Annotated in this window: 26 protein-coding genes; 24 read left to right on the forward strand and 2 right to left on the reverse strand. The window is 31.4% G+C overall.

The window, feature by feature from the left end; genetic code table 11:
* Window positions 1–22 precede the first annotated feature (22 nt).
* The 17 genes from pduB (at window position 23) to T483_RS0120665 (ending at window position 15,845) form a co-directional block, all read left to right on the forward strand.
* A complete protein-coding gene (gene pduB / locus T483_RS0120585; RefSeq protein ID WP_012060216.1) occupies window positions 23–820 on the forward strand; it encodes a propanediol utilization microcompartment protein PduB in 798 nt (265 codons plus the stop codon).
* Between the two features lie 378 nt (window positions 821–1,198).
* Window positions 1,199–1,477 carry a propanediol utilization microcompartment protein PduA gene (pduA, locus tag T483_RS0120590; protein ID WP_012060215.1) on the forward strand — a complete coding sequence of 93 codons (279 nt, stop codon included), beginning with the start codon at window positions 1,199–1,201 and terminating at the stop codon, window positions 1,475–1,477.
* An 80-nt stretch (window positions 1,478–1,557) separates the two neighbouring features.
* Window positions 1,558–2,331 (forward strand): hypothetical protein, encoded by a 774-nt coding sequence (locus T483_RS0120595; RefSeq protein WP_026888528.1) that lies wholly within the window; start codon window positions 1,558–1,560, stop codon window positions 2,329–2,331.
* Window positions 2,332–2,451: 120 nt separating this feature from the next.
* Window positions 2,452–3,075 (forward strand): BMC domain-containing protein, encoded by a 624-nt coding sequence (locus tag T483_RS0120600; RefSeq protein ID WP_026888529.1) that lies wholly within the window; start codon window positions 2,452–2,454, stop codon window positions 3,073–3,075.
* A gap of 45 nt (window positions 3,076–3,120) precedes the next feature.
* A complete protein-coding gene (locus tag T483_RS0120605) occupies window positions 3,121–3,378 on the forward strand; it encodes a EutN/CcmL family microcompartment protein (RefSeq protein WP_026888530.1) in 258 nt (85 codons plus the stop codon).
* Between the two features lie 49 nt (window positions 3,379–3,427).
* On the forward strand, window positions 3,428–4,777 hold the full coding sequence (locus T483_RS0120610; protein WP_035790408.1) for an aldehyde dehydrogenase family protein: 1,350 nt from the start codon (window positions 3,428–3,430) through the stop codon (window positions 4,775–4,777).
* Window positions 4,778–4,802: 25 nt separating this feature from the next.
* Entirely contained in the window at window positions 4,803–5,909 is a 1,107-nt protein-coding gene (locus T483_RS0120615; protein ID WP_242841903.1) for a 1-propanol dehydrogenase PduQ, read from the forward strand.
* A 68-nt stretch (window positions 5,910–5,977) separates the two neighbouring features.
* Complete coding sequence (locus T483_RS0120620; protein ID WP_026888533.1) at window positions 5,978–7,291, forward strand: sensor histidine kinase; 1,314 nt, start codon at window positions 5,978–5,980, stop codon at window positions 7,289–7,291.
* A gap of 2 nt (window positions 7,292–7,293) precedes the next feature.
* On the forward strand, window positions 7,294–8,304 hold the full coding sequence (locus T483_RS0120625) for a response regulator (protein ID WP_026888534.1): 1,011 nt from the start codon (window positions 7,294–7,296) through the stop codon (window positions 8,302–8,304).
* Between the two features lie 29 nt (window positions 8,305–8,333).
* Window positions 8,334–9,533, forward strand: coding sequence for a methionine adenosyltransferase (gene metK, locus T483_RS0120630; protein ID WP_026888535.1), 1,200 nt, complete (start codon window positions 8,334–8,336; stop codon window positions 9,531–9,533).
* Window positions 9,534–9,553: 20 nt separating this feature from the next.
* Window positions 9,554–10,423: a hypothetical protein gene (locus T483_RS0120635; RefSeq protein ID WP_012060206.1), complete on the forward strand. Its 870-nt coding sequence runs from the start codon at window positions 9,554–9,556 to the stop codon at window positions 10,421–10,423.
* 33 nt (window positions 10,424–10,456) lie between these two features.
* On the forward strand, window positions 10,457–10,735 hold the full coding sequence (gene pduA / locus T483_RS0120640) for a propanediol utilization microcompartment protein PduA (RefSeq protein ID WP_012060205.1): 279 nt from the start codon (window positions 10,457–10,459) through the stop codon (window positions 10,733–10,735).
* Between the two features lie 36 nt (window positions 10,736–10,771).
* Window positions 10,772–11,410: a phosphate propanoyltransferase gene (locus tag T483_RS0120645; protein WP_026888536.1), complete on the forward strand. Its 639-nt coding sequence runs from the start codon at window positions 10,772–10,774 to the stop codon at window positions 11,408–11,410.
* Window positions 11,411–11,449: 39 nt separating this feature from the next.
* A complete protein-coding gene (gene eutJ, locus T483_RS0120650) occupies window positions 11,450–12,268 on the forward strand; it encodes an ethanolamine utilization protein EutJ (protein WP_026888537.1) in 819 nt (272 codons plus the stop codon).
* A 25-nt stretch (window positions 12,269–12,293) separates the two neighbouring features.
* Window positions 12,294–13,712 (forward strand): aldehyde dehydrogenase family protein, encoded by a 1,419-nt coding sequence (locus T483_RS0120655; RefSeq protein ID WP_026888538.1) that lies wholly within the window; start codon window positions 12,294–12,296, stop codon window positions 13,710–13,712.
* Window positions 13,713–13,930: 218 nt separating this feature from the next.
* The gene (locus T483_RS0120660) at window positions 13,931–15,256 is read left to right on the forward strand and encodes a 4Fe-4S dicluster domain-containing protein (protein WP_026888539.1); all 1,326 of its coding nucleotides are present in this window, start codon (window positions 13,931–13,933) and stop codon (window positions 15,254–15,256) included.
* Between the two features lie 40 nt (window positions 15,257–15,296).
* A complete protein-coding gene (locus T483_RS0120665) occupies window positions 15,297–15,845 on the forward strand; it encodes a BMC domain-containing protein (RefSeq protein ID WP_026888540.1) in 549 nt (182 codons plus the stop codon).
* Window positions 15,846–16,079: 234 nt separating this feature from the next.
* Here the strand turns inward: T483_RS0120665 and T483_RS29575 are convergent, their stop codons facing one another.
* Window positions 16,080–16,355 (reverse strand): hypothetical protein, encoded by a 276-nt coding sequence (locus tag T483_RS29575; RefSeq protein WP_026888541.1) that lies wholly within the window; start codon window positions 16,353–16,355, stop codon window positions 16,080–16,082.
* Complete coding sequence (locus T483_RS29580; protein ID WP_051560480.1) at window positions 16,319–16,666, reverse strand: hypothetical protein; 348 nt, start codon at window positions 16,664–16,666, stop codon at window positions 16,319–16,321. The genes T483_RS29575 and T483_RS29580 overlap by 37 nt, the downstream gene beginning before the upstream one ends.
* Before the next feature lie 176 nt (window positions 16,667–16,842).
* Here T483_RS29580 and T483_RS0120680 point away from each other — a divergent pair, with 176 nt between their 5' ends.
* From T483_RS0120680 to T483_RS0120710, 7 genes are all read left to right on the forward strand, one after another.
* Window positions 16,843–18,525, forward strand: a complete 1,683-nt coding sequence (locus T483_RS0120680; protein WP_026888542.1) for a 2-oxoacid:acceptor oxidoreductase subunit alpha — start codon at window positions 16,843–16,845, stop codon at window positions 18,523–18,525.
* Window positions 18,525–19,376 (forward strand): thiamine pyrophosphate-dependent enzyme, encoded by an 852-nt coding sequence (locus tag T483_RS0120685; protein WP_026888543.1) that lies wholly within the window; start codon window positions 18,525–18,527, stop codon window positions 19,374–19,376. Before T483_RS0120680 ends, T483_RS0120685 begins: the two co-directional genes overlap by 1 nt.
* Before the next feature lie 372 nt (window positions 19,377–19,748).
* Complete coding sequence (locus T483_RS0120690; RefSeq protein WP_026888544.1) at window positions 19,749–20,975, forward strand: aminopeptidase; 1,227 nt, start codon at window positions 19,749–19,751, stop codon at window positions 20,973–20,975.
* A 400-nt stretch (window positions 20,976–21,375) separates the two neighbouring features.
* Window positions 21,376–21,846 carry a DUF6323 family protein gene (locus T483_RS0120695; protein ID WP_026888545.1) on the forward strand — a complete coding sequence of 157 codons (471 nt, stop codon included), beginning with the start codon at window positions 21,376–21,378 and terminating at the stop codon, window positions 21,844–21,846.
* A complete protein-coding gene (locus tag T483_RS0120700) occupies window positions 21,846–23,204 on the forward strand; it encodes a DUF6179 domain-containing protein (RefSeq protein ID WP_026888546.1) in 1,359 nt (452 codons plus the stop codon). Before T483_RS0120695 ends, T483_RS0120700 begins: the two co-directional genes overlap by 1 nt.
* A gap of 197 nt (window positions 23,205–23,401) precedes the next feature.
* Window positions 23,402–24,139, forward strand: a complete 738-nt coding sequence (gene chbG / locus T483_RS0120705) for a chitin disaccharide deacetylase (protein WP_026888547.1) — start codon at window positions 23,402–23,404, stop codon at window positions 24,137–24,139.
* 417 nt (window positions 24,140–24,556) lie between these two features.
* Window positions 24,557–25,870 (forward strand): 6-phospho-beta-glucosidase, encoded by a 1,314-nt coding sequence (locus T483_RS0120710; protein ID WP_026888548.1) that lies wholly within the window; start codon window positions 24,557–24,559, stop codon window positions 25,868–25,870.
* Window positions 25,871–25,906: the final 36 nt, after the last annotated feature.

A 25,906-nucleotide genomic window follows, 5' to 3' on the forward strand; every position in this document is an offset into this window, starting at 1 on the left:
ATTTTAGAATGGAGGAGTCAAAATGGATCAACAATTGATTGAAAAGGTAATGAAACAGGTTTCTAGCGAACTTGGAATATCTGTTAAAAATCAAAATAATGATTCTCAAAATATAAGCAAAAATACTAGTGGAGGAATAGGTGTTACTGAATTTGTAGGTACTGCAATAGGCGATACTATTGGACTAGTAATTGCAAGTGTAGATCCACTACTTACAGAAACTATGAAATTAGGAAAGTACCGTTCAATCGGTATCATAGGCGGAAGAACTGGAGCTGGACCTCAAATTATGGCTGTTGATGATGCTGTTAAAGCTACAAATACAGAAGTTATTTCTGTTGAATTACCTAGAGATACTAAAGGCGGAGCAGGTCATGGAAGTTTAATTTATATAGGAGCTGATGATGTTTCAGATGCTAGACGTGCAGTTGAAATTGCACTTTCAAGCCTAGATAAATATTTTGGAGATGTTTATGCAAATGATGCAGGACATTTAGAATTCCAATACACAGCTAGAGCGAGTTATTGTTTAGAAAAAGCTTTTGGAACACCACTAGGCAGAGCATTTGGAATGGTTTGTGCAGGACCAGCTGCAATTGGAACAGTTTTAGCTGATGTTGCTGTAAAAGCCGCTAATGTTGATGTTGTAGGTTACTGTTCACCAGGAAATGGAACAAGTTTCTCAAATGAGGTTATATTAACTTTCAGTGGTGATTCAGGAGCTGTAAGACAAGCTGTAAGAGCATCTATTGAAGTAGGTAAAAAATTACTAGGTGCGTTAGGTGATGAACCTAAATCAACTACAACACCTTATATTTAAGCAGATAAGTGAAAGTCCAAATCTGTGATTTGGTTGCTTAAACTTAGTTAACTCATAGATGAGTTAACCTCATTAAAAATTGATTTTGTGTGAATCGCTTACTCAGCGAACGTATGTGAGTTGAGTTTCCTTAAGAATAAGTGAAAGTCCAAATCTATGATTTGGTTTCTCGAACTTAGCTGATGACGCTAGGAATCAGCTTCCATAGAAAGATCTGAATATTCGAACTTTCTATGCAGGGTGGTATGATTTGATGATGGTCGATTACTCTGTGAGTCGAGTTTCCTTATCAATATAATATATTAAATTCAATATTTTCTATATAAAGTTAAATATAAAAAAACAAAAGTTTACCTAAAATTTAAGGAGGTATTTAATATGAATTCGGATGCATTAGGAATGGTTGAAACTAAAGGTTTAGTTGCTGCAATAGAAGCAGCAGATGCTATGGTTAAAGCGGCAAATGTTAATTTAATAGGATATGAAAAGATAGGTTCAGGTCTAGTAACAGTTATGGTTCGTGGTGATGTTGGTGCTGTAAAAGCAGCAACTGATGCAGGAGCAGCATCAGCTAGATTAGTTGGAGAAGTTGTTTCTATTCACGTTATTCCACGTCCTCATATGGACACTGAAAAGATTCTTCCTAAATTCGTATAACAAGATTTTAAATTATAATTAGATAGTTATGCAAAAAGAAAATATTACAGTAATTCTTTTTAGAGCCTAGGAGGGATAGCGTGGAAATAGATGAGAAAAGACTAAGAGAATTAGTGATTAAAGCTATACAATTGCTTCAATCCGAAAGCTCTATACAGAATTTATTTATTCCCCAAAAGAAATTGTATGTGATATTTACGGAAGAGTGGAATAACAAGTATTTATCTTTATTTCAAGAATTAGATAAGCGAAACGAATATGAAGTTTACGCAGTATTACCAGATGGAATATATAATGATTTTCACCTAAGTAATTTGAAAAAATTTAGTGTATGTAAATCCGTAATAAGTAGAAAGAATGTTGACTTTGATGAATCATCAGAATATCTCACGGTATTTCCAGTAGTTCCTAGAGAAATAATAGTTAAAACAGCATTATGTATTGATGATATTTTTGAAAGTAGATGGATTTTTAAAAGTATGGAAAAGGGTCAAAGAACTATTTTACTCAGTTCAGGACTTGAAAAATTTACTGGCAAAGAGCCACCTGGTTATATTAATAAGATATTAAATTATTACAAGACTTTGCTGGAATTTAATATTGAAATAACAAAGGATATTTTTCAAGTTGAAGAATATGAAAATAAATTTAGTGAAAATAGTTCCATGGTCTATGAAAGTACAGAATATAATGAGGTTCTAAATGAAAAAAGCAGCAAAAAAATAATTACCGCACAGGAAGTAGAATGCTATAAAAATGATATAAAATTATTCTTAAATTCAGGGGATATCATAACTGAGTTAGCTAAGGATAAGGCAAAAGATTTAAACATTCAAATTATTAGAAGAAGTTAGAGTATATTCAAAAGTATAGTTTAATATAATGAAGATTTTCATAGAATGCGAGATTACTCGTATTTTATGAAAATTATAAAAAGATTCACACATTAATAAAGATTAAAGTGAGGTGACAAGATGAAAGAAGCATTAGGTTTAGTTGAAACAATAGGTTTATCAACTGCTATTTTAGCGGCAGATGTTATGGCGAAAACGGCTAATGTTAATATAATTGACCTTGAAAATACTAAGGGATCCGGGTACATGACCATAAAAGTTTCAGGAGATGTTGGAGCTGTAACAGCTGCAGTTACAGCAGGAAGACAAGTTGCTATTGAAAACAACGCATTTGTTTCATCTAAAGTAATTCCAAGACCTTCTAATAATATAGAAAGCGCTTTTTGTCAGCCTAAAAAGGAAGAAGATACTTCTTCTATCACAGAGAATAATATAACTGAGGAAAGTAATGTAAGTGAAGAAAATAATATTATTGAGGGAAATAATACTGTTGAAAACAAAGAAAGTTTAGAAAATCCTGTAGTTGTATTAGAAGAGGTTTTAACTGAGAAAGTTGAAAAGCTAGAAGATAAACAGGAAGAAAACACGTCCCAAAGTGAAAAGGTAGTAGTTGAAAATAATGAAGATATCAATCGAGCTAAAGAAGATGGTATTCAACTTGAGCAATCTGATGCAGAAATTTCTCAATCTCAGTCAGAAGAAAAGAGAACTAGAAAAACTAGCAGTAGAAAAAAAGGAAAATAATAAATAGCACTTTTTAAGCTGCTAAAGGAAAGGACTGTGATTAATATGTATATGGCAAAAGTTGTAGGAAATGTTGTAGCTACGAGAAAAGATGATTCGTTAGTTGGGTATAAATTAATGATTGTAAAGAGAATCGATGTAAAAGAGAATTTCATTGGTAATGAGGAAGTTGCAGCAGATTATGTTGGCGCAGGTATAGGGGATTATGTATTACTCTGTAAGGGGTCAGCAGTACGTGTGGAAAAACAAAAGGTTGCTATTGATATGGCGATTATTGGAATCATAGATTCAATTGATGTCTAATATCATATGTAGTTATTTATTTATTCCATAATCAAGAGAGGAGGTTAACATGGATATAAAATATAAATTTTTCAACAAAGAAGAATTAAAAAGTGGTGTTTTTTCTTCAGTGAACGATGCAGTTTTAGCAGCTGTAGGTGCATACAACCAATATAACAAATTTACTTTAAATGAAAGACAAGAGATTATTGATTGTATTAAGGAAAAGCTTTTATCTAGGGTTGAGGAAATCGCTTATATGACGGTTGAAGAGACTGGAATGGGGAATGTGCCTGACAAAATTGAGAAGCTTATTCTAGCGATTAAAAAGACACCAGGAATAGAAGATTTAATTACTGAAGTGAGAACCGGAGATAATGGGATGACATTATATGAACTATCATCTTATGGTGTTATTTGCGCTATACATCCATGTACTAATCCATGTGCTACATTAATTAGTAATACAATTGGGATGCTGGCAGCAGGAAATGGAGTTGTTCATTGTCCACATCCAAGAGCAATAAAAGTGTCAAAATATGTTACTGAGATAATCAGTATTGCAATAAGAGAAAGATGTGGAATAGATAATTTAGTTGTAACTTTAAATGAAAATTCAATGACGTGCACTAATGAAATTATGACTCATCCAGATATTTCAATGGTGGTTACTACAGGTGGTAATAATGTCTTAAGACAAGCAATGGCATCAGGGAAAAAGGTTATTGGTGCAGGCCCAGGTAATCCTACAACTGTTGTTGATGAAACGGCTGATATTAAAAAAGCCGCAAGAGATATTGTAAGAGGAGCTTCTTTTGATAATAACATAATGTGTATTTCGGAGAAAAGCATAGTAGCTGTTTCAAGTATTGCTGATTTGCTAGTAGAAGAGCTTATTAAAAATGAGGTATATTACGTTGATAAAGATGAAGAGATGCTTAAACTTACAGTAGCTACATTAACAAGTGACATGGCATTAAATAAAACTCTTGAAGGTAAAAGTGCAAATGAGATTTTAAAGGCTGCAGGAATTGTATGCGAAAGAGATATTAAGCTTATTGTAGTTAATACCATAAAGCAGCATCCATTTGCAACAGTTGAAATGCTTATGCCACTTGTACCATTAATAAGAGTAAAGAATTTTGAAATAGCATTGGATACAGCACTTGAAATAGAACAAGGATTCAGGCACACAGCAACAATTCATTCTCAATCAATTGAAAGATTAAATGTAGCAGCAAAAGTAATGCAGACGGCAGTATTTGTTAAAAATGGTGCTTCACTCGTAGGAATTGGATGTAATGGTGAAGGTGATACCAGCTTTACAATTGCTACAATCACAGGAGAAGGTACTACTACAGCAAGGCATTTTGCAAGAAGAAGACGATGTTCCCTAACAAATGGTTTTTCAATTAGGTAGGAAAGGAGATGAAGTTTTGAAAAGTGTGTATATTAAAACAAAAATATATTCAGGAGAAAATTCTCTGAAGCGCCTAGAGAAATTTAAAAATACAGATATCTGTGTGGTATGTGATCAATTTCTTGTGAAAAACGGCAGCGTAAAAGGTCTATTGAGTTTTATTAATGACAGTAATAATGTTTCTGTTTTTGATGAGGTTATTCCAGACCCGCCACTAAATGTAATTGGAAAAGGTGTTGCTCTTATTAAGAAAAATAATCCTAGCATAGTTATTGCGTATGGTGGAGGCTCTGCTATAGATACAGCGAAGGGAATTATTTATTTCGCAAAACAGCAAAACTTTATTGATAAAGTTAATTTTATAGCAATTCCAACTACAAGTGGAACTGGATCTGAGGTAACGTCAGCGACAGTAGTTACTGATACTGAGACAAAAACAAAGCATATTATTTTTGATGATGTGATGCTGCCAGATGAAGCAATCTTAGATGCAAATCTAACAGTTTCTGTTCCAGCAGACATTACTGCAAACACAGGAATAGACGTTTTAACTCACGCAATAGAAGCATATGTTGCAAAAGATGCAAATGTATATTCAGATGCATTAGCTGAAAAAGCTGTTGAATTGGTCATTGAATCTTTAGTACAGTGCTATAAACAAGGTACTGACATCGCAGCAAGGAATAAAATGCATGAAGCATCTAATTTAGCAGGTATGGCTTTTAATATAGCGGGTCTTGGTATAAATCATAGCATTGCTCATCAATTAGGAGGTAGATTTCATATTCCGCATGGACTTGCCAATTCAATATTAGTAAATATTGTAATAGATTATAACTGTGAAGATCATGAGATTTTAAAGAAATACGCTAAATTAGTTTATAAAACTGGTATGGTGGAAAAAGCACAAAGTGATGAATTTGCAGTTGAAGTTTTAAAAACATATATTAAAACACTGACGAAGATTATGAACATGCCTCAAAACTTAAAAGAGTGTGGTGTAGATAAAAATGAATTTGACAATGTAAAATCAATTATAGCTGAAAATGCACTAAAGGATGGATGCACACAAGCAAATAGAAGAGATATTACAAAATTTGGTATGGAAAGACTGATTCAATTAGTGTACTAACCTAATCTTAGTATGATAGAATATATTTAGAAAAATATATTCTTGTGATGTATGAAGGAGTGGGTTAAATGCATGAATTCCATGATAGAACAAAAGGTGAAATCGTTGACAGCAATACGCAGATTGATGAGAATTTAATTAATAAATTTAATATAATCAATTTATTCGGCAAAGAAACATTAGAGGATATTCAAGAAAAGATATCTAGAGCAACAGGCCTTGCATTTGTTACTGTTGATTATAAAGGTGAACCAATTACCAAAATGACTTCTTTCACAGAATTTTGTAGCGAGATTAGAAAAAATAAGAAAGCAGAATGTGTCTGTAAGTCTTCCGATGCTTTTGGTGGAATTCAGGCAGCAGTTACGCAAAAGAATTGTGTATATTTTTGCCCTTGTGGATTACTTGAAATTGCAATACCTATAATCGTTAGAGGCCATTATCTAGGTGGATTTATTGGTGGACAAGTGAGATGCTTAGATGCACCTTCAGGAGTAAGTAAACTTGAAAACGTAATAAAACATTCCCAAAATTATAGGGAAGATAAGCATATGTTAAGTTTGTTTGAGTCTGTTCAATTATATGATTATGAAAAATTTATGAGTGTTGCGGAATTAATTTCTCTTATTATAAATCAATTGGGAGAGAAAGAAGCATATAGATTGATGCAAAAAAACTCATTAAAAAAGGAAGTTGAGGAATTAAATAATTCTAAAAAAGAACTTGAAATAGAAAATGCATTGAAAAAAAATGAACTTATAAATCTCAGAGCTCAATTAAACCCACATTTTTTAATCAATGTTTTGAATTCGATTTCTAATTTAGCAGCTATTGAAGATTCACCTAAGACAAATGAAATGATTGTAATGTTTGCAGATTATTTAAAGCAGAGTTTAGGTAGTCAAAAGAGCTATACAAATTTATCAGATGAATTCGAAAATATTGAAAAATATTTAAAGATTCAGAAAGTTAAGTACGGAGATTTGCTTCAATATTCAATTAACATGAATGAAAAAATGCATTATCAAAGAATCCCAAGCCATATTATTATGCCATTTGTGGAATATGCTGTTTTTTATGGAATTGCAACAAAGAATAATGGTGGAAAAGTAGCGGTAACTTCTTATTATGAAGGTAAGGATGTTGTTATATGTATTTATGACAATGGATCTGGATTTAGTGATGAGGCAATAGCTAAGAAATTCAAGATATATAAAGGTGGTTATGAGGGAGAATCTATTCAGATAAGCATTTCCAATGCAAGAGAAAAGCTCATAACATTATTTGGTGAAAAGTATGATACTTTTATTGAAAATACTGAAGGAGAAGGTACAAGGAGTATTATAAGATTTCCAATAAAATTCGAAGAAAGGAATGTCTAGATATGTATGGAGTATTAATTGCAGATGATGAACCACTAATGAGAGCATCTTTAAAGGTTATGATATCTAAAGTTGAAGGATTTGAGGTCTTATATTCTGTTGGTAGCGGTGAGCAGGCAGTTGAGATATGTAAAAATAATAAAATAGATATTGTTTTTATGGATATCATGATGCCGGGTGAATCAGGGATAGAATCTAGTAAAAAGATATACACCATTAATCCAAGTACCACTATTTTTATTGTATCATCTTATAACAGTTTTGATTTTGCAATTGAAGCCTTAAAAACTAAAGTTAAAGAGTATATATCAAAACCTGTATCCTTTTCTCAAATAGAAAAATTATTGAGCAATTATAAAGATGAGAATCAGAATGTTAAAAGTGAGATAGAAGGGAATAAGTATGACAGTCTACTTTTAATAATTAAAGAAAAAGATTACAAAAAAATGTATTATGAAATTCCTAAGATAATAGATGAGATGTGTTCTTCTAAAAATTCTGATACAAAGTTACTAAGAGAAGAATTTATGCAAATAGGAGAAAATCTTATTAATTCTGTCCAACTGCTAAACAAAAAGCCCAAAAAGCTTAATGAGATATTTCCGATGGAAGAACATTTAGGCAATGAGAAAAGATTTTTCGAATTTTGGTTATTCAAAGTTATGAATTATGTTTTTCAACAAAATAGCATAAAAAAGTATTCAATATTAAATGATGTGTTTAGTTATATTGAAAATAATATTGAAGAAGAGATTGGATTAAATGAGATAATTAATAATTGTTCAGTAAGCCAAGGCTATTTAAGTAGAATTTTTAAAAGGCAGTTTAACATAAGTGTTATGGAATATTTGCATATGAGAAAGATTAATATGGCGAAAAGATATTTTTGTTTTACTGATTTAAGTATTACGGACGTTGCATTTAAACTTGGATATAATGAGAGCAGTTATTTTAGCAAAGTGTTTAAGAAGTATGAAAATACAACGGTCTATAAATATAAAAAAATGTTGTAGAATCAGAAAATCAAGGTAGGTGGTAAAACATGAGCGAATATTTTGTTACATCAGAATCTGTAACTGAAGGACATCCTGATAAAATTTGCGATCAGATATCGGATGGAATCTTAGATGCATATTTAGCACAGGATAATAATTCAAGAGTTGCAGTAGAAACAATGGTCTCAAAGAATACAATTATGATAGCAGGAGAGGTTACTTCAAATGCAAAGGTAAATATTGTTGAGGTTGCAAGAGAGGTTGTAAAAAATATTGGTTATACGAAAGAAGAATATGGTTTTGATTATAAGAACTGCCTAGTGTTTACAAATATCAATAAACAGTCTCCAGATATTGCTTTAGGTGTTGACAAAATAGAAGAAAACAGGAAGATTACTAAAGCAATATTAGGAGCTGGTGATCAAGGAATTATGTACGGGTATGCCTTTAATGAGACTGATAATTATATGCCATTAACGTGTGATTTAGCCAATAAACTTACAATGAGGTTATCTAAACTTAGAAAAAGTGAAGGAATTCCTTGGATTCGTCCTGATGGTAAATCTCAGGTTACAATGAAATATGATAGTAATGGGAATCCAATTAACATTTCAAGCATAGTAATTTCAATTCAACATGATCCGGATATTGACTATGATTATATGAAAAATGTTATTGAATATGAGGTTATTCGTAATGTTATTGATAGCAAGTGGATTAAATATGATACGAAGATACATATTAATCCTACCGGAAGATTTGTTATAGGTGGTCCTGCAGGTGATACGGGTTTAACGGGACGAAAAATTATGGTAGATACTTATGGTGGAATTGGAAGACATGGTGGTGGAGCCTTTTCAGGAAAAGACCCCACAAAAGTAGATAGATCAGCAGCATATATGGCAAGGTATGTGGCAAAAAATATGGTTGCTGCAAAGCTGGCTGATAAGGTTGAATTATCCTTAAGCTATGTAATTGGAGAAGCTGAACCAGAAGCAATAACTATTAATACATTTGGAACTGAGAAAATAGATATTAAAGATATAAGAAAAATAATTAAAGAGACTTTTTCTTTTTCGGTTGCTAATATCTTAGAGCAACTTGATTTAAAGAAACCACAATTTTTTAATACAGCCGCCTATGGTCATTTTGGGCGTGAAAATAAAAATTTTAAATGGGAAAAAACCGATAAAATGGAACTTTTAAGAAAGAAGGCAATGCAATGTGTTTTGGAAAATTTTAAATAGTATTTAAGGAGTTTGATGTTATGAATATCTATGCATTAATAGCAGCATTTGGTGGAGGAGCTTTAGGAGCACTTCTTGGATCAATACCTGCTTTTATTTTAACGGGAATTTTAGCAGTTGTTGGAGGAATTTTAGGATTAGCAGGTATTGCTGAACCAACGGTTGGAAATATTACTTTTGGTTCTTTTTTAGGTCCTCATATTGCATTTGCAGCAGGAGTAGCGGCAGCAGCATTTGCTGGGAATAAAAGAAAAACATTGAGCAATGCAAACGATGTATTAACACCATTATATTCAATTAATGATTATACCGTAATACTCGTTGGAGGTTTATTCGGAGTTATAGGTTTTTTATGTCACTATGTTTATGGTGCAGTATTGAACTTTAAAACAGACCTTCCTGCTATTTCTGTTTTCACCGTTTTGATGATTTCGAGATTAGTATTTGGTAAGACAGGTCCGGTTGGTAAGTATACTGGGGCAGGCAAAAGAGATTGGCTTCCTGATACAAAAACATTAGTTAATCATATTGTGCTTGGATTAACAGTTGGAATTGTTGTAAGCGGCATTGCTATATCAATGGTTAATTCAGGTGTATCACCTAAAGTTATGTCTATGTATCCTATTGTTTGCTTTGGAATTAGTGCAACTTCATTGATTTTCTTGCAGACTGGTTTTGGAGTTCCGGTAACACATCATATCACTTTACCAGCTGCAGCGGCTACAGTTATGACAGGAAATATATTTATAGGTGTTTGCGTAGGAATTGCTTGTGCAATAGCCTGGTTAATTGCAGGAAAAGTTATTAACAGTTATTGTGATACGTATATAGACCCACCAGCCACGGTAATATTTATTTCAATGTTTATTATTAATGCGATGTTCATTTAGATTTATATGTTAAAAAATAAGGAGGAATTTATTATGAATAATGAAGCTTTAGGAATGGTTGAAACAAAAGGCTTAGTTAGTGCAATAGAAGCCGCTGATGCAATGACAAAGGCAGCAAATGTTATGCTGGTTGGATATGAAAAAATTGGATCAGGACTTGTAACTGTAATGGTTCGCGGGGATGTTGGAGCAGTAAAAGCGGCTGTAGATGCTGGAGTTGCAGCTGCAAGAAATGTTGGCGAAGTGATTTCGCAACATGTTATTCCAAGACCACATATTGATACAGAAAAGATATTACCAAAAACTTTATAGAGTTTTTATAGGATATCTAGAGAGTGAGTTGATAAAATGCATAGCGAAGATGTAGTAAAGTTAATTACTAAAATAGTTGTAGATAAAATCAAAGCATTAGAGAATTATAAAATTCCTATTGGCGTATCAAATAGGCATGTGCACCTAAGTCAAAAGGATTTAGATATTCTATATGGTCTAGGATATAGCTTAGCTAAAAAAATTGATTTGAAACAACCAGGACAATTTGCAGCTAATGAAACTGTAACTATTAGAGGTCCTAAAGGTGAATTTGAAAATGTCCGTATTTTAGGCCCTATAAGAAGTGAAAGTCAGGTTGAAGTTTCAATGACAGATAGTTTTAGGTTGGGGGTAAAACCTCCAATTAAAGAATCAGGACAACTAGAAAATACTCCAGGACTTGAAATTATAGGACCTAAAGGGAGTGTGAAAATTCCAAACGGAACAATCATTGCTTTAAGACATATTCATATGACACCTGAATATGCTGAGAAAATGGGAGTGAAAGATAAGGAAATTGTTGAAGTGGAAACTATGGGCGAAAGACATGGTATCTTAGGTAATGTTTTAATAAGGGTTTCTGATAAGTCTTCTCTTGAAATGCATGTGGATGTTGATGAAGCTAATGCTTGTGCTTTAAAAAATGATGACTTTGTTATCCTGCATAGGAAGTAAGCAGTTAGTTACAAATTAATTATGATAGGAGAGATAAGAATGTTAATAAATAGTGACATATTAACAGAATTCTCCAATTTGATTGCTGAAAATAGAAGTAATTCATTTGAAGGAGAGCTTAAAACGGGAGTAGACCTAGGAACGGCCAATATTGTTGTATCAGTTGTAGATTCTAATAATAATCCTATTGCAGGAGCTACTTACCCTTCTACTGTTGTTAAAGATGGAATTGTAGTAGATTTTGTAGGCGCTATAAATATAGTTAAAAGTTTAAAAGCTGAGGTTGAAGAAATAATTGGTAGAGAGCTTCTAACAGCAGCAACTGCTATACCACCAGGAATTATTTCCGGTAATGTAAAGTGTATATCCAATGTTGTAGAAGCAGCAGGATTTGAAGTTATAAATGTTGTGGATGAGCCAACAGCGGCAGCTAGGGTGATAGACATTAAGGACGGTGCAGTTGTTGATGTTGGAGGTGGAACAACAGGAATTAGTATATTGAAGGATGGACAAGTAATTTTTACTGCTGATGAAGCAACTGGGGGTACACATATGACACTTGTACTTGCAGGATATTATGGAATATCAATTAAGGAAGCAGAAGAATTAAAGAAAGATCCTAAGAAAGACAAAGATATATTTCCAATTATTAAACCTGTAGTTGAAAAGATGGCATCAATAGTAAAGAGATATTTAAATGGTTATGATGTATCAGAAATTTATGTTGTTGGAGGGGCTTCATCCTTTGAGGAATTTAACGATGTTTTTGAAAAAGAAATAGGTATTAAAACCATAAAGTTTAATGAACCTTTATTAGTAACGCCTTTAGGCATTGCAATGAACTGTAATAGAGGATGAAAATTTTAAAAAGAGGTGTATATTAATGGATGTAGATGTAGTTTTAGTTGAAAAACTAGTTAGACAAGCAATAGAGGAAGTGAAAAATAAAAACTTATTAAATTTGGATAAATTTGATTCTTTAAAAAATTACGGTATTTTTGAAACTATGGATGCGGCAGTTGAAGCGTCACATATAGCACAAAAACAATTATTAAATTCTTCTATGAACGATAGACAAAAATATGTGAATACTATAAAGGCTGCCATTTTGAAAAAGGAAAATTTAGAATTGATTTCAAGAATGTCTGTTGAAGAAACAGAGATTGGTAAATATGAACATAAATTAATTAAAAATAGAATAGCGGCTGAAAAGACACCAGGTATAGAAGATTTAAATACTGAGGCAATGACAGGAGATAATGGACTTACTTTGGTTGAATATTGTCCATTTGGAGTAATTGGTGCTATTACTCCTACTACAAACCCTACTGAAACTATCATTTGTAATTCTATTTCTATGATTGCGGGCGGGAATACAGTAGTGTTTAGTCCACATCCAAGAGCAAAAAATGTTTCAATAAAATTAGTGACTATGTTAAATAAAGCATTAGAAGTGGCAGGGGCTCCTGATAATCTTATAGCAACAGTTAATGAACCTTCTATTGAAAATACAAATATTATGATGGAACATCCAAAGATCAGAATGCTCGTAGCAACTGGTGGGCCAGCCATTGTTAAAAAGGTTATGTCTACAGGAAAAAAAGCTATTGGAGCGGGGGCAGGAAATCCTCCCGTTGTTGTTGATGAAACTGCTGATATAGAAAAAGCTGCTATTGATATTGTTAATGGATGCAGCTTTGATAATAATGTTCCATGTATAGCTGAAAAAGAAGTCTTTGCGGTTGATCAAATATGTGATTATTTAATACATTACATGAAACTGAATGGAGCTTATGAAATTAAAGATAGAGAATTGATTCAAAAACTTTTAGATTTAGTTACAAATGAAAATGGTGGACCTAAGGTTTCTTTTGTAGGAAAGAGTGCACCACATATTTTAAATAAGCTTGGTATTTCAGTAGATGAGAATATTAAAGTAATCATAATGGAAGTAGATAAAAATCATCATTTCGTTTTGGAAGAAATGATGATGCCTATTCTACCTATTGTAAGAACAAAAGATGTAGATGAGGCTATTGAATGTGCTTACGTTGCTGAGCATGGAAATAGACATACAGCTATAATGCATTCAAAGAATGTTGACAAGCTTACTAAAATGGCAAGACTTTTAGAAACAACTATTTTTGTCAAAAATGCACCATCTTATGCTGGAATAGGCGTTGGTGGGGAAGGAACTACAACATTTACTATTGCAGGCCCTACTGGTGAAGGTTTAACAACAGCAAGGTCTTTCTGCAGAAAACGTAGGTGTGTTATGGTAGATGCATTTAATATAAGATAATGTAGTCAGTATGATAGTATATTTCCCTTTATACTTTGTCACTATGTTTACCTAATAGGGTACTATTGGAAAACATACTTCATTGTTTAATGGGAAATATTTATCATATTATGGAATTAATATTTTCTCTCATATATCTTAAAGAAAAAATTTGCAATAAAGAGAAGATGTGTTTAGGCGGTACTTTTTCAATGAAATAGAATTGGAGTAGAGAAGTTATGGAAAAAAGCTTTATTGATTTAATAAAAGATGCTGGAATAATTGGAGCCGGTGGAGCTGGTTTTCCAACACATGTGAAATTAAATGCAAAAGTCAAAACTGTAATAGTAAATGGTGCAGAATGTGAACCATTGCTAAAGGTAGACCAACAATTGATGGATAAGAAAGCAGATGAAATTCTCTATGCTTTAGACAAGGTTGTTGATGAAACCGAAAGTGAGGTAGGGATAATTGCATTAAAAGGGAAATATAAAGGTGCAATAAGTACATTAAATTCAAAAATTAAGAATTATCCTAAATTACAGCTGTTTATGTTGGAAAATTTTTATCCTGCCGGAGATGAACAAGTTCTTGTATATGAAGTTACAAATAAGATTGTACCAGAGGGTGGAATTCCTTTAAATGTAGGAGTTATAGTAATTAATGTGGAAACCTTATTAAATGTATACAATGCAATTAATGGTATTCCTGTTACTGAAAAATATTTAACTATTACTGGTGAGGTAAGAAATCCAATAACAGTTAAAGTGCCTATAGGAATTTCGATTGAGGAAGCAATTGAAATTGCAGGTGGAAGTTCTATAAAAGATTTTTGCGTTATAGATGGCGGACCAATGATGGGAAAGATAGTAGAAGATACTCAAGGTCCAATCAAAAAAAATACGAAAGGGCTAATAGTGCTCGAAAAGGAACATAAAATAGTGCAATCTAAATTAAAGAGTATACAATCTACCATAAGAGATGCAAGAATAGCGTGCTGTCAGTGTTCTTTATGTACGGAAGTCTGTCCGAGACATTTGCTAGGGCACAAAATTGAACCGTCTAAAATAATGAGAATTGCTAGTTATGGTAAGACTTGTAGTACAGAAATCTCACCTACAAATACTTTTCTTTGCAGCGAATGTGCTCTTTGTGAACAAGCGTGTATTATGGGACTACAACCTTGGAAATTAAATAGATTCTTTAAAGGGGAATTAAGTAAAAATGGTATAAGAAATCCTCATAATAGGAAACCAGAAAAGGCGGATGAATTTAGAAGGTATAGAAAATTTCCTGTTGAGAGATTAAAGCAAAGGCTTGACATAAATAAATATAATTCAGATTCACTTTTAGAAGAGAAAGAATACGATTTTCAAAAAGTCACAATATTAAGATCACAACATATAGGAGTAAAAGCTGAACCTATAGTTAAAGTTGGAGATAAAGTTCAAAAAGGTGATTTGATAGGAAAAATTTCAGATGGGAAGCTAGGAGCTAAGATCCATGCAAGCATAGATGGAATTATAAAAGAAATAACAGATGAAAGTATAGTTATAGTTAAATAATATATGTATTATTAAATCTATGAAAGGGGAAGAGGCAGCAATGAGAAGGTCTATTGGATTACTTGAATATAAAAGCATTGCAAAGGGAATGGAAGCATGTGATGAAATGCTTAAATCTTCAAATGTCGAGTTAGTTTTAGCTTCACCAGTATGTCCTGGGAAATATATAGTGATATTATCTGGAGATGTAGGTGCAGTTGAAAATGCCGTTAAAGTAGGGAAAAATATTGGAGGCAGTTATCTTATAAGTGATTACTTAATAGCAAATGTTCATGAAAATGTATTCCCAGCTATTATAGGAACAATTGACATTGGGAAAATTGATTCGCTAGGAATTGTTGAAACTATATCAGCAGTAGCTTCTGTAATTGCAGGAGATGTAGCATTGAAAGCTGCTAATATAGATCTATTAGAAATAAGAGTTGCAAAAGGACTTTGTGGAAAAGGATACATGTTAATGACTGGAGAAGTGTCCGCTGTAAAATCTGCAGTTGAAGCTTGCGAAAGCAGACTTATGGAAACTGGTGAAATCATAAGTACAGTTACAATACCATCACCAAGTAAAGAATTGATTTCAAGCTTGCTTTAGGAATAGGAGTGAATATAAAGTAAAGAGATATGCTTATCTATTTACAACTTTTTATATAAAGAGATAGTCTGTATTTACTTGGCTTAATAATGCATTGCATAATCTTTATAAAGTTTATTAGACTATCCCCTAAATGGATTTGTAATTTTCCACGATATCTCAATTTATTCGTTAGAAATTTGTTTTACTACCCACAATAAATGCACCTAATTTCTTATCTTTTGAGCTGATTGCTTACATTCTAATGCAATCATCCTCTATATCCACAACTAAATAGTAGTATACAGCTATTAGAGCAACTACTATTCCCTGCTTACCTTTATATTTGTCTATAAGCTTTTCGCCACCACCAGTGATTACTTGATTAACTTTTCTTTCATAGCGTGAATTCCAGTTGCTAAAGGAATCGTCTATAATTCTTCTTGAATAGTTATGCTCATGACTAGAGAAAACTATATCTATATTGCATTTATCTATAATTTTCCAAAAGGCATCTCTATCTGAATCCATTGCTTCATATAGTTAAATAATTTTGGGGAAATATTTTCAGATAGTGGATTAGATGATAAGTATTTATCAAGTTCTATTCCATCAATGTATTCGCGTATTATATAATTTCTACCAAAGGCATAAAGTCTAGGAAAGTGTAAATCCATTTGTTCCATAACTAGAGTTTCTATTTCATCTGAACATATCTGCTTTTTCTTAAAAACCTTTATACATTTTTGTGAATCTATTTTACAAACCTTTCCTTGCGTACCAGATCCTAAAAACTCAAGATTATCTGTATCTAAATTAGAATATTTATTAATAATAATCATCTTATTAATAAATTAGTGTCAATATTAGAATATGATTAAAAGGATATTTTGCTATATTAAAAAATTGTCGGTTTTATGCATTTAAAGATTATATATATATAGTCATAATGCTGAGAAACAATAATAAAATATTATCAGCATGCAATTTATAAGATTTTTTAGAAGGGAGGAATTTTATGATTTATAATATTTTAATTGGGGGCGCCGCAGGGTTAGGAATGGAGACTATTTCCTCCATATTAGAGAAAGTTCTAAAAAGAAAAGGCTTTGAAATTTTTACTATACAAGATTACATGTCCAGAGTAAGAGGTGGCCATAACTTTTTCCAAATACGTTTTGGAAATGAAGAAATAAATTCTCACTGGGATGAACTGGATGGAATAATTGCTTTAGATAAACAAACAATTGATTTGCATATTGATAAGTTGAAGAAGGATGGATTTATTATTTCAGATGAGCAGATTAAGCTTGAGGATAAGAGATTTATTGGGCTTCCACTTAAAAGTATAGCTAAAAATATTGGGAACCCAAAAGTGCATGGAAGTGTTGCACTTGGTGCTGTTGTGAAATTATTCGGCCTTGACTTAAGCGGTGTCAAGGAATTACTATCAGAGAAGTTTAAAGGTGAAATTGTAATTAAAAACTTTTGTGCGTTTGAAGAAGGATTTAAGCTTGTTGATCCTAAATATACAATTCAATCTAAGAATGAAGATAATAGTATTTTATTAGGTGGAAATGATGCTATTGCACTAGGAGCTATTGCGGCAGGTTGTAAATTTTATTCTGCCTATCCAATGACACCATCTACAAGTATAATGAATTATCTTGCATCAAAAATGAATGAAGCAGAAATTGTAGTTGAACAGGCTGAAGATGAAATTGCTTCAATAAATATGGCTATTGGAGCCTCTTATGCAGGTGTTAGAGCAATGACAGGATCGTCTGGAGGAGGATTTGCGCTAATGGTAGAGGCGGTAGGATTATCCGGAATGCTTGAAGTACCGCTTATAATAGCAGAAATTCAAAGACCAGGTCCCACTACAGGCCTTCCAACGAGAACAGAACAAGCTGATTTAAAGTTTGTTATATCTTCAACACCAGGAGAAATTCCTAAAATGGTAATCGCCTTAAGAAATCCAGAAGATGCATTTTACCAAACAGTAAGGGCATTTAATCTAGCAGACAAATATCAAATACCTGTTATTTTATTGGGTGATCAGTTTTTGGCAGACAGCATAAGAACTGTAAAGCCATTCAACTTTGATAGTATTAAAGTTGAAAGATATCTAAAAGATGAGGAATATAAAGATTATAAAGAATATAAGCGTTATGAAGTAACAAAAAGTGGCGTATCACCTCGAATAACACCAGGAAAAATACCTGGATTAACAGTTCTTGTAGATAGCGATGAACATGATGAGTATGGCCATATTACAGAATCCGCAGAAGTACGAAATAAGATGAATGAAAAGCGGCTTAGAAAAATTGAATACTTAAAAGAGGAACTTTTAGAACCAGAATTCATAGGTGAAGAAAATGCAGATACTTTACTTTTAGCTTGGGGATCGTTGTACAGCCCAGTTAAGGAAGCTGTAAAACTTTTAAATGAACGTTCGGGAAAAAATAAATACTGCTCATTAATATTTGGTGATGTATGGCCTCTACCAGATAAAGAGCTCAATAAGTATGCTAAAAAAGTAAAAAGTATAATAAATATAGAACAAAATGCTACTGGTCAATTAGCAGGACTTATAAGAGAATGCACTGGTATTGAATGTAATAGTAGCATATTAAAATATGATGGAAGACCTATTTCTTCTCAAGAAATATACAATAAGCTAGTTAGGGGTGAGCAATAATGAATAATGAAATATTTTTAACATCAGAAACAGCTTGGTGTCCAGGTTGTGGAGACTATAATATTCTTGATGCTCTTAAGCAATCACTTATAACTCTTGGAAAAGCTCCCCATGAAGTACTTATTGTTGGTGGAATAGGTCAAGCTGCGAAAACGCCTCAGTATATAAATACTAATGGATTTTGTGGGCTTCATGGAAGATCATTGCCACCGGCAGTTGCAGCAAAAATTGTAAATAAAAAACTAACTGTAATAGTAAATACAGGAGAAGGGGATTCTTATGGAGAGGGTGGAAATCACTTTATTCATAATATTAGGCGTAATGTAGATATAACACATTTTGTTCACGATAACCAAATATATGGATTAACAAAGGGACAAGCATCACCTACAACTGACATCGGACATGTAACAGATGTTCAGCCAAATGGATCAAATAACATTCCTATGAATCCAGTGGCTCTTGCAATAACTCTCGGCGCTGGTTTTGTTGCTAGAGCATTTAGTGGAGATAAGGAGCATTTAAAGGAAATTATGGTTGAAGCTATTAGTCATAAAGGTTATTCTCTTGTTGATATTTTACAGCCATGTGTATCATTTAACAAAGTTAATACATTTCAATGGTATAATAAAAGAGTCTACAAGCTTGGGAAAGAATATGATTGCAGTAATAAATTAAAAGCTATTGAAAAATCCATGGAGTGGGGAGATAAAATTCCTTTGGGAGTATTATATAAAGAAGATAAGTCTGATTTTCATGATAAAGTGAGCTTTTTAAGAGAGAGTAAGCCGCTTGTAGACAGCGAGATTAATTTAAATAAGGTAAGTGAATTTATGAAAGATTTCTTATAGAAGTCAGTGAATGTAAAAGTCTATTAAAAATCTTAAACAATGGGTAATGATATCTGTTTAAACTATCATAAAATGAATATTCTTTTAATACTTTAAAAGAAAAAGTGAAATGGCTGTTAATTTTTTTAATTAAGGTCTGAATTCAATAACTGTTTGAATCGGACCTTTTTTATATAGATTTAATGTTACTGTTAAAATCAGCCTATTTAAGTGTTACTTCAATAATAGAGTATAAGATATATTTAAAACATAATAAAGCAAGGTATAAATTAAGAAGATATTATATAAACTTTAAATGGAAATACATATATTAGATTATGATATAATTATGGAATAATATTATCTTTGAGAAAAAATGTGGAGGAAAGCAAAATGAATACAGATATATTAAGAAAGTACGCAGAGCTTGTTGTTAAGAAGGGGATCAACTTACAAGATAAGCAACAATTGCTTATAAATTCACCAATAGAATGTGCAGAGTTTGCTAGACTGATAGCAGAAGAAGCTTATGAAGCTGGTGCTATTAATGTTATAGTTGATTACAATGATGAAGAACTCGCCTTGATAAAATACAATAAAGCGCCTATGGAGAGTTTTGAAAGGGAGCCAAAACATGCTGTATTATCAAGAGAACAACTTATAAAGGAGAAAACTGCATTTATAAGTATATCTGCTAGAGATCCAGAGCTATTAAGCGGAGTAGATCCTAATAAGATTTCCACTTTAGCAAAAACTTCAAGCAAGGCTATGAAAGATGTTAGTGCTGCCATGATGAGTAATGAAGTTCAATGGTGTGTTGTATCAATACCTACAAAGGGATGGGCAAGAAAAGTATTCCCTGATTTATCGGAAGCAGATGCAGTAGAGAATCTTTGGGAGTCAATTTTTAGTATAGTAAGAGCTGATAAAGAATCACCTATTGATGCGTGGAATGAACATTTAGAAAAATTAAAAAATAGAAAAAATTATTTAAATGAAAAGAATTTTAAATATCTTTATTATAAATCAGAAGGCACAGACCTAACGGTAGAACTTCCAGAAGGACATCTATGGTTAAGCGGTGAAGAGAATTCTAAAGATGGTATTAACTTTGTTGCTAATATACCGACAGAAGAAGTATTCACCCTTCCAAAGAGAGATGGAGTAAACGGCTATGTTACTAGTAAAAAGCCATTGAACTATGGAGGAAATTTAATTGATAACTTTAAGTTGACATTGAAAGATGGTAAGATAGTTGACTTTACTGCAGAAAAGGGAGAAGAAATATTAAAAGGATTACTAGATACAGATGAAGGTGCTAGATATTTAGGAGAAGTTGCGTTAGTTGCTTATAACTCACCTATATCAAATTCAGGACTAATTTTCTTTAATACATTATTTGATGAAAATGCATCATGTCATTTTGCTTTTGGAAAAGCGTATCCAACTTGCCTAAAAGATGGTGACAATATGTCGGAAGAAGAACTAATAAAAAATGGAGCTAATGATTCGTTAACTCATGTAGATTTTATGGTAGGATCAGAGGAGCTTGAAATAATAGGTGAAACCGCTAATGGAGAAAAGATCCCAGTATTTAAAAATGGTGATTGGGTGATATAATTGTGTTATTTATATAGAGCGCCAAGTAAAAACTTGATGAGAAGTTAATCTATATAAGTGAAGATAGACATTTGTTCAGGTTGTTAAGTATCTAGAATTTGGTTATCTATTGAAAAAATTAAAATTGTTAAATTTGAACTTAATAATTAAGAAGGCTGTTAAATATCAAAAGTTAATAGATATTTAACAGTCTTTTTAGTTGCTAAGTATTTTATATTAATCTATAGAGTTTATTATTTATGTAAATTGGACATAAAAAAATACCATTGACTTTCCATATAGCCGATGATAAAATTAATTATTAAAGGTTTGTTGATATTTATTATATATATATTAATCATAACATACTAAAAAATAAAAGTCAATACTTAAAAATAAAAAAGTTTGGATGGTGTTATTTATGAAAAATTATCTTATGTCTATTTCTGATTCTATAATAAGTAAACAAACTTTTGAAGAGATTCTGCAGTGTAATGAGGAGACATTGGAATATGGATTAAAGCTCAGTGAAGAAAATGTTAAAGAGATAGTTGAGATAAGAAGCGAAGCTTTAAGTAAGAATGGCAGAATTGAATTTGGTGGAGGGATAATAAAGCAAATAATATCAACCTTTTGCGATTCGTCATATATTTCTCAATACAATTACATTGAAACTATAGAGGAGCTTATAGAAACATTTTATTATTATAAAAATGAAACCATGGAAGAAATAGGTGACATTGAATTAATTAATTTAATGAAAAATTATTTTGATAATGAATGCCAGGGATCATTGGAGCTACTTAGATATAAGTATTTGGATACTATAGCTCACAATATTAAATATGGAGTTGGAGATTATCTAAATGTGGATGGAGATGAAGTGTTTTAATGGAAAATTGGATTATTAATAGAGATGATGTTTTTGAAAATTTATTAAGTAAGGAGCACTATTTTCAATCCTTGCTGCAAGTACTTCAGTCAAATGAATTATTAAGTAATAAAGAGATAGAAAATATTGAAATTCAGATATTAAATATTTTAAAAGAAACAGTAGGCTATTATACAAAAGATGAAAGCTGTTCAGTGAGAGTTGAAGTAGCAGAGCAAATAATTCTATCAATTTATTATACTATAGGGATCTTTCTGAAAAGCAAAACATCAATAAAGGAACGTGTCACTTTAATAAAAGAAAACACAATGAAATATTTATTTTCCGAAGGTGAAAAGTTTTTAAAGATTAAAATAAAAGAAAGTAAAGAATTATTAAACATTGTGCAAAAAAATAAATTAAAAACAGCTAATTATGCTTATATAGACACTATAGATTACGGTATTCCATTATTTTTTATGGAATATGATAGTAGATTTGCAGCTCATGAAACTCAGGGATCTATAGATTATCCATTAGCTATAGATGAGATGGATTTAGTAGGAATAGAATATATAAACGAATATTTAAAAAAAATAGACTTTGAAAATCAATTTTGTTCCCATTTTGATAGCTATGAAATTGAAAATTTGCTTAAAAGTTTTGATAAAAATTCAGATTATATATTAATAAATATCTTTGAATTGGTTCTGACTAATTATTTAGGATGCATGTTATTAGGGAAGGGAGGAATAACTCTAGATATAACAGATATTGAAAGACGTTATCTTAAAAATAAATTAGGAAAACTGAAAGAAGAGGAATTTAATGAAGTAATATCTAGGATAGTTGAAGATATTTTCAAGGAGTTTACTATAAATGGTATAAATTTTATTAATTATATAAATAAAACTATTTACAAGATTATGCCAAATATTAAGAAGAATATTGAAATTAATAAATTGGAAAATACATTTATCACATTTAAAAATGCAAATGAAAATTTAATTAGATATGAAGATGGAGAAAGTCTAGAGAACAGCAGATTTAAGGATATAACTGAAGAAATTAGAGATTGTGATAAAGTAGAGAATAAGATACAAATTATAAGGGAGGAAATTCACAGTCTTAGGGATTTAGTAGATGTTCTTGGCTCTGATTGTATATTTGATTATGAATTCATTGAGATATTTAAGGCCTTAGATGATTTTGAAATATCATTGTTACTTAAGAATATTCCAAGCGATTCAGTTATGGATGCGGATTATGGAACTGAAAGTGAGAAGGAGTGGCATGAAAAGCTTAAGGAATATATTGATATGATTAATGAAGAGAAAAAAAGTAAAATAATTACTGAATCCTTTAATATTATATTGTAATACTAGTTTTGGCATATATAGGCAGTGAGCTATGTCGGAGGTTTATATTATGAAATATATCCTGACTAAAAATAAGAGTTACATATAATATGATTATTATTTGGAGCTATTGCTGACAAAAATAATGTGGATTATTATGTTATTATAAATATATTTCTGTTAGATTAAAACATTAAATATAAGGAGTAGAGAAAGATATGAGATTAATAATGAATGCAGATGATTTTGGTATTTCAAAAGCAATTAATTTAGGAATAATAGAAGGATTTAAAAATGGAATAGTAACATCTACCACATTAATGTGTAATATGGAGACAACAGAACATGCAGTTAATTTGGCAAAAGAAAACTCTAAATTAGGTGTAGGAATTCACTTGGTTCTTACCGCAGGCAGACCTTTATCAAAAAACGTGAAAACCTTAGTTAATAATGAAGGGAATTTTTTAAAATATGATAAGATGGTTGAGTCAGCGTGTATTGAAGATATAAGAATAGAATTTAGAAACCAATTTGAAAAGTTTTTATCTTTTGGGATCGTTCCAACACATATAGATACACATCATCATGTACATTCTATTGAGAGTGTTTTTGAGGTAGTTGCTGAGTTAGCAAAGGAGCATAATATACCAGTTAGACATATTAAGGTAATTGGAGAAGAAAAGTATGAAAATATTAAAACAACAACTAAGTTTGTTGATAGTTTCTACAATCTTTCTATGATTGAACCCCAGATGTTAATAAACCTTTTGGATGATAATATGAATATAGATTCTTTAGAAATTATGTGTCATCCAGGATATCTTGATTCTAAGATTCTTAGTAGTAGTTCATATGCATATCCAAGAGTAAAGGAATTAGAAACATTAACTAATAAAGAAGTAATACAGTTTATTAATGAAAAAAACATTGAATTAATAAATTTTAGAGATATATAACTAAAAATTATTGTTATATATAAAGCAAAACATTTAAATGTGCCGATTACTAGGAAATAGTAGTTAAGGCTTTTCGTAAAGACATTGTTAAAATATTGATAAATAGTATGTTACCATTACGGTGCTCTATATTTAATAAAAACACAACTGTACTAGTACAGTTGCGTTTTTATATTATTGAATAGAAGATTATATTGAGTTACGATATAGAAAACAGATCTGTTAGAAATTTATGAAAATAAGAGAAAATACAATTTTTATATAAAGAATAGAAGAGGAAATTTCCTATAAGAGTATCTAAATAAATTGCTTAAAGAATAAAAAATAAGTATACAAATATAAACAAATGCTTAAATTATTAAATCAAAATTTAAAAATGATTATGCTTATATTTTATAATATATAGGAGGATATCTGATGGAAAAAGGAATTAAAATAGTAACAATTGGCGGGGGATCGAGCTATACTCCAGAATTAGTGGAAGGGTTTATAAAAAGGTATAATGAACTTCCGGTAAGGGAATTATGGCTAGTTGATATTGAAAGCGGAAAAGAAAAATTAGATATTGTAGGGAAATTAGCTAAAAGAATGGTTAAAAAAGCTGGCGTACCTATGGAAATTCATTTGACTTTAGACAGAAGAGAAGCATTAAAGGATGCAGATTTTGTAACTACACAATTAAGAGTTGGTCTGTTAGATGCTAGGATTCAGGATGAAAGAATACCATTAAGCCATGGAGTAATAGGACAAGAAACCAATGGTGCAGGAGGTATGTTTAAAGCATTAAGAACAATACCTGTGATTTTAGATATAGATAAAGATATGTCAGAGCTATGTCCAAATGCATGGCTTATAAATTTTACAAATCCTGCAGGAATGGTAACAGAGGCTCTTCTTAGGTATGGAAAAAATAAAAAAGTTATTGGATTATGTAATGTTCCGATTGGCATGGAAAAAGCAGTAGCAGACATGCTCGAAGTAGATCATAACAGAATTACTATGGATTTCATGGGACTAAATCATATGGTATTTGGTAGAGAAATTTATTTAGATGGTGAAAAAATTACTGATAAAGTAATAGACTCACTAGCAGAAGGTAAACTGGGGTCAATCGTAAAAAATATTCAAGATTTAGAGTGGAATCCAGAATTTATTAAAGCTCTTAGAATGATGCCATGCCCATATCACAGGTATTACTTTCAAACAGCAGATATGCTTGAAGAAGAATTAAAAGAATTTTCTAAGGGAGAAACTAGAGCAGAAGTAGTTAAGAGATTAGAAAATGATTTATTTGAACTATACAAAGATGAAAATTTAGATATTAAGCCACCACAATTAGAAAAAAGAGGTGGAGCATATTATTCAGATGCAGCTTGCAGATTAATTAACTCTATTTATAACAACAAGGGAGATATTCAACCAGTTAATACTAAAAACAATGGGGCTATTGAAGGAATAGAGAATGACTCGGCAGTCGAAATTTCATGTATTATAACTAAGGATGGGCCTAAACCTATTGCTATGGGAAAATTACCAGTAAGTGTGAATGGATTGGTTCAAACAATAAAATCATTTGAACGTTTAGTAGTTGAAGCAGCAGTTGAAGGGGATTATCATAAAGCACTTCTTGCATTAACTATTAATCCATTAATTCCATCAGAGAAAATGGCAAAAATATTATTGGATGAATTACTAGAGGCACATAAAGATTATTTACCACAATTTGCTTAATATCATAAAAGATTTAAGGGAGAGAATATAATCCTT

The sequence above is a fragment of the Clostridium beijerinckii HUN142 genome (assembly GCF_000621745.1).
GTDB classification, from domain to species: domain Bacteria; phylum Bacillota; class Clostridia; order Clostridiales; family Clostridiaceae; genus Clostridium; species Clostridium beijerinckii_A.

Excerpts from the sequence above, each read along its gene's own strand:
- pduB (WP_012060216.1), top strand. The coding sequence starts at position 23 with ATGGATCAACAATTGATTGAAAAGGTAATGAAACAGGTTTCTAGCGAA.
- pduA (WP_012060215.1), top strand. The coding sequence starts at position 1,199 with ATGAATTCGGATGCATTAGGAATGGTTGAAACTAAAGGTTTAGTTGCT.
- T483_RS0120600 (WP_026888529.1), top strand. The coding sequence starts at position 2,452 with ATGAAAGAAGCATTAGGTTTAGTTGAAACAATAGGTTTATCAACTGCT.
- T483_RS0120605 (WP_026888530.1), top strand. The coding sequence starts at position 3,121 with ATGTATATGGCAAAAGTTGTAGGAAATGTTGTAGCTACGAGAAAAGAT.
- T483_RS0120610 (WP_035790408.1), top strand. The coding sequence starts at position 3,428 with ATGGATATAAAATATAAATTTTTCAACAAAGAAGAATTAAAAAGTGGT.
- T483_RS0120620 (WP_026888533.1), top strand. The coding sequence starts at position 5,978 with ATGCATGAATTCCATGATAGAACAAAAGGTGAAATCGTTGACAGCAAT.
- T483_RS0120625 (WP_026888534.1), top strand. The coding sequence starts at position 7,294 with ATGTATGGAGTATTAATTGCAGATGATGAACCACTAATGAGAGCATCT.
- metK (WP_026888535.1), top strand. The coding sequence starts at position 8,334 with ATGAGCGAATATTTTGTTACATCAGAATCTGTAACTGAAGGACATCCT.
- T483_RS0120635 (WP_012060206.1), top strand. The coding sequence starts at position 9,554 with ATGAATATCTATGCATTAATAGCAGCATTTGGTGGAGGAGCTTTAGGA.
- pduA (WP_012060205.1), top strand. The coding sequence starts at position 10,457 with ATGAATAATGAAGCTTTAGGAATGGTTGAAACAAAAGGCTTAGTTAGT.
- T483_RS0120645 (WP_026888536.1), top strand. The coding sequence starts at position 10,772 with ATGCATAGCGAAGATGTAGTAAAGTTAATTACTAAAATAGTTGTAGAT.
- eutJ (WP_026888537.1), top strand. The coding sequence starts at position 11,450 with ATGTTAATAAATAGTGACATATTAACAGAATTCTCCAATTTGATTGCT.
- T483_RS0120655 (WP_026888538.1), top strand. The coding sequence starts at position 12,294 with ATGGATGTAGATGTAGTTTTAGTTGAAAAACTAGTTAGACAAGCAATA.
- T483_RS0120660 (WP_026888539.1), top strand. The coding sequence starts at position 13,931 with ATGGAAAAAAGCTTTATTGATTTAATAAAAGATGCTGGAATAATTGGA.
- T483_RS0120665 (WP_026888540.1), top strand. The coding sequence starts at position 15,297 with ATGAGAAGGTCTATTGGATTACTTGAATATAAAAGCATTGCAAAGGGA.
- T483_RS29575 (WP_026888541.1), bottom strand. The coding sequence starts at position 16,355 with ATGGATTCAGATAGAGATGCCTTTTGGAAAATTATAGATAAATGCAAT.
- T483_RS29580 (WP_051560480.1), bottom strand. The coding sequence starts at position 16,666 with ATGATTATTATTAATAAATATTCTAATTTAGATACAGATAATCTTGAG.
- T483_RS0120680 (WP_026888542.1), top strand. The coding sequence starts at position 16,843 with ATGATTTATAATATTTTAATTGGGGGCGCCGCAGGGTTAGGAATGGAG.
- T483_RS0120685 (WP_026888543.1), top strand. The coding sequence starts at position 18,525 with ATGAATAATGAAATATTTTTAACATCAGAAACAGCTTGGTGTCCAGGT.
- T483_RS0120690 (WP_026888544.1), top strand. The coding sequence starts at position 19,749 with ATGAATACAGATATATTAAGAAAGTACGCAGAGCTTGTTGTTAAGAAG.
- T483_RS0120695 (WP_026888545.1), top strand. The coding sequence starts at position 21,376 with ATGAAAAATTATCTTATGTCTATTTCTGATTCTATAATAAGTAAACAA.
- T483_RS0120700 (WP_026888546.1), top strand. The coding sequence starts at position 21,846 with ATGGAAAATTGGATTATTAATAGAGATGATGTTTTTGAAAATTTATTA.
- chbG (WP_026888547.1), top strand. The coding sequence starts at position 23,402 with ATGAGATTAATAATGAATGCAGATGATTTTGGTATTTCAAAAGCAATT.
- T483_RS0120710 (WP_026888548.1), top strand. The coding sequence starts at position 24,557 with ATGGAAAAAGGAATTAAAATAGTAACAATTGGCGGGGGATCGAGCTAT.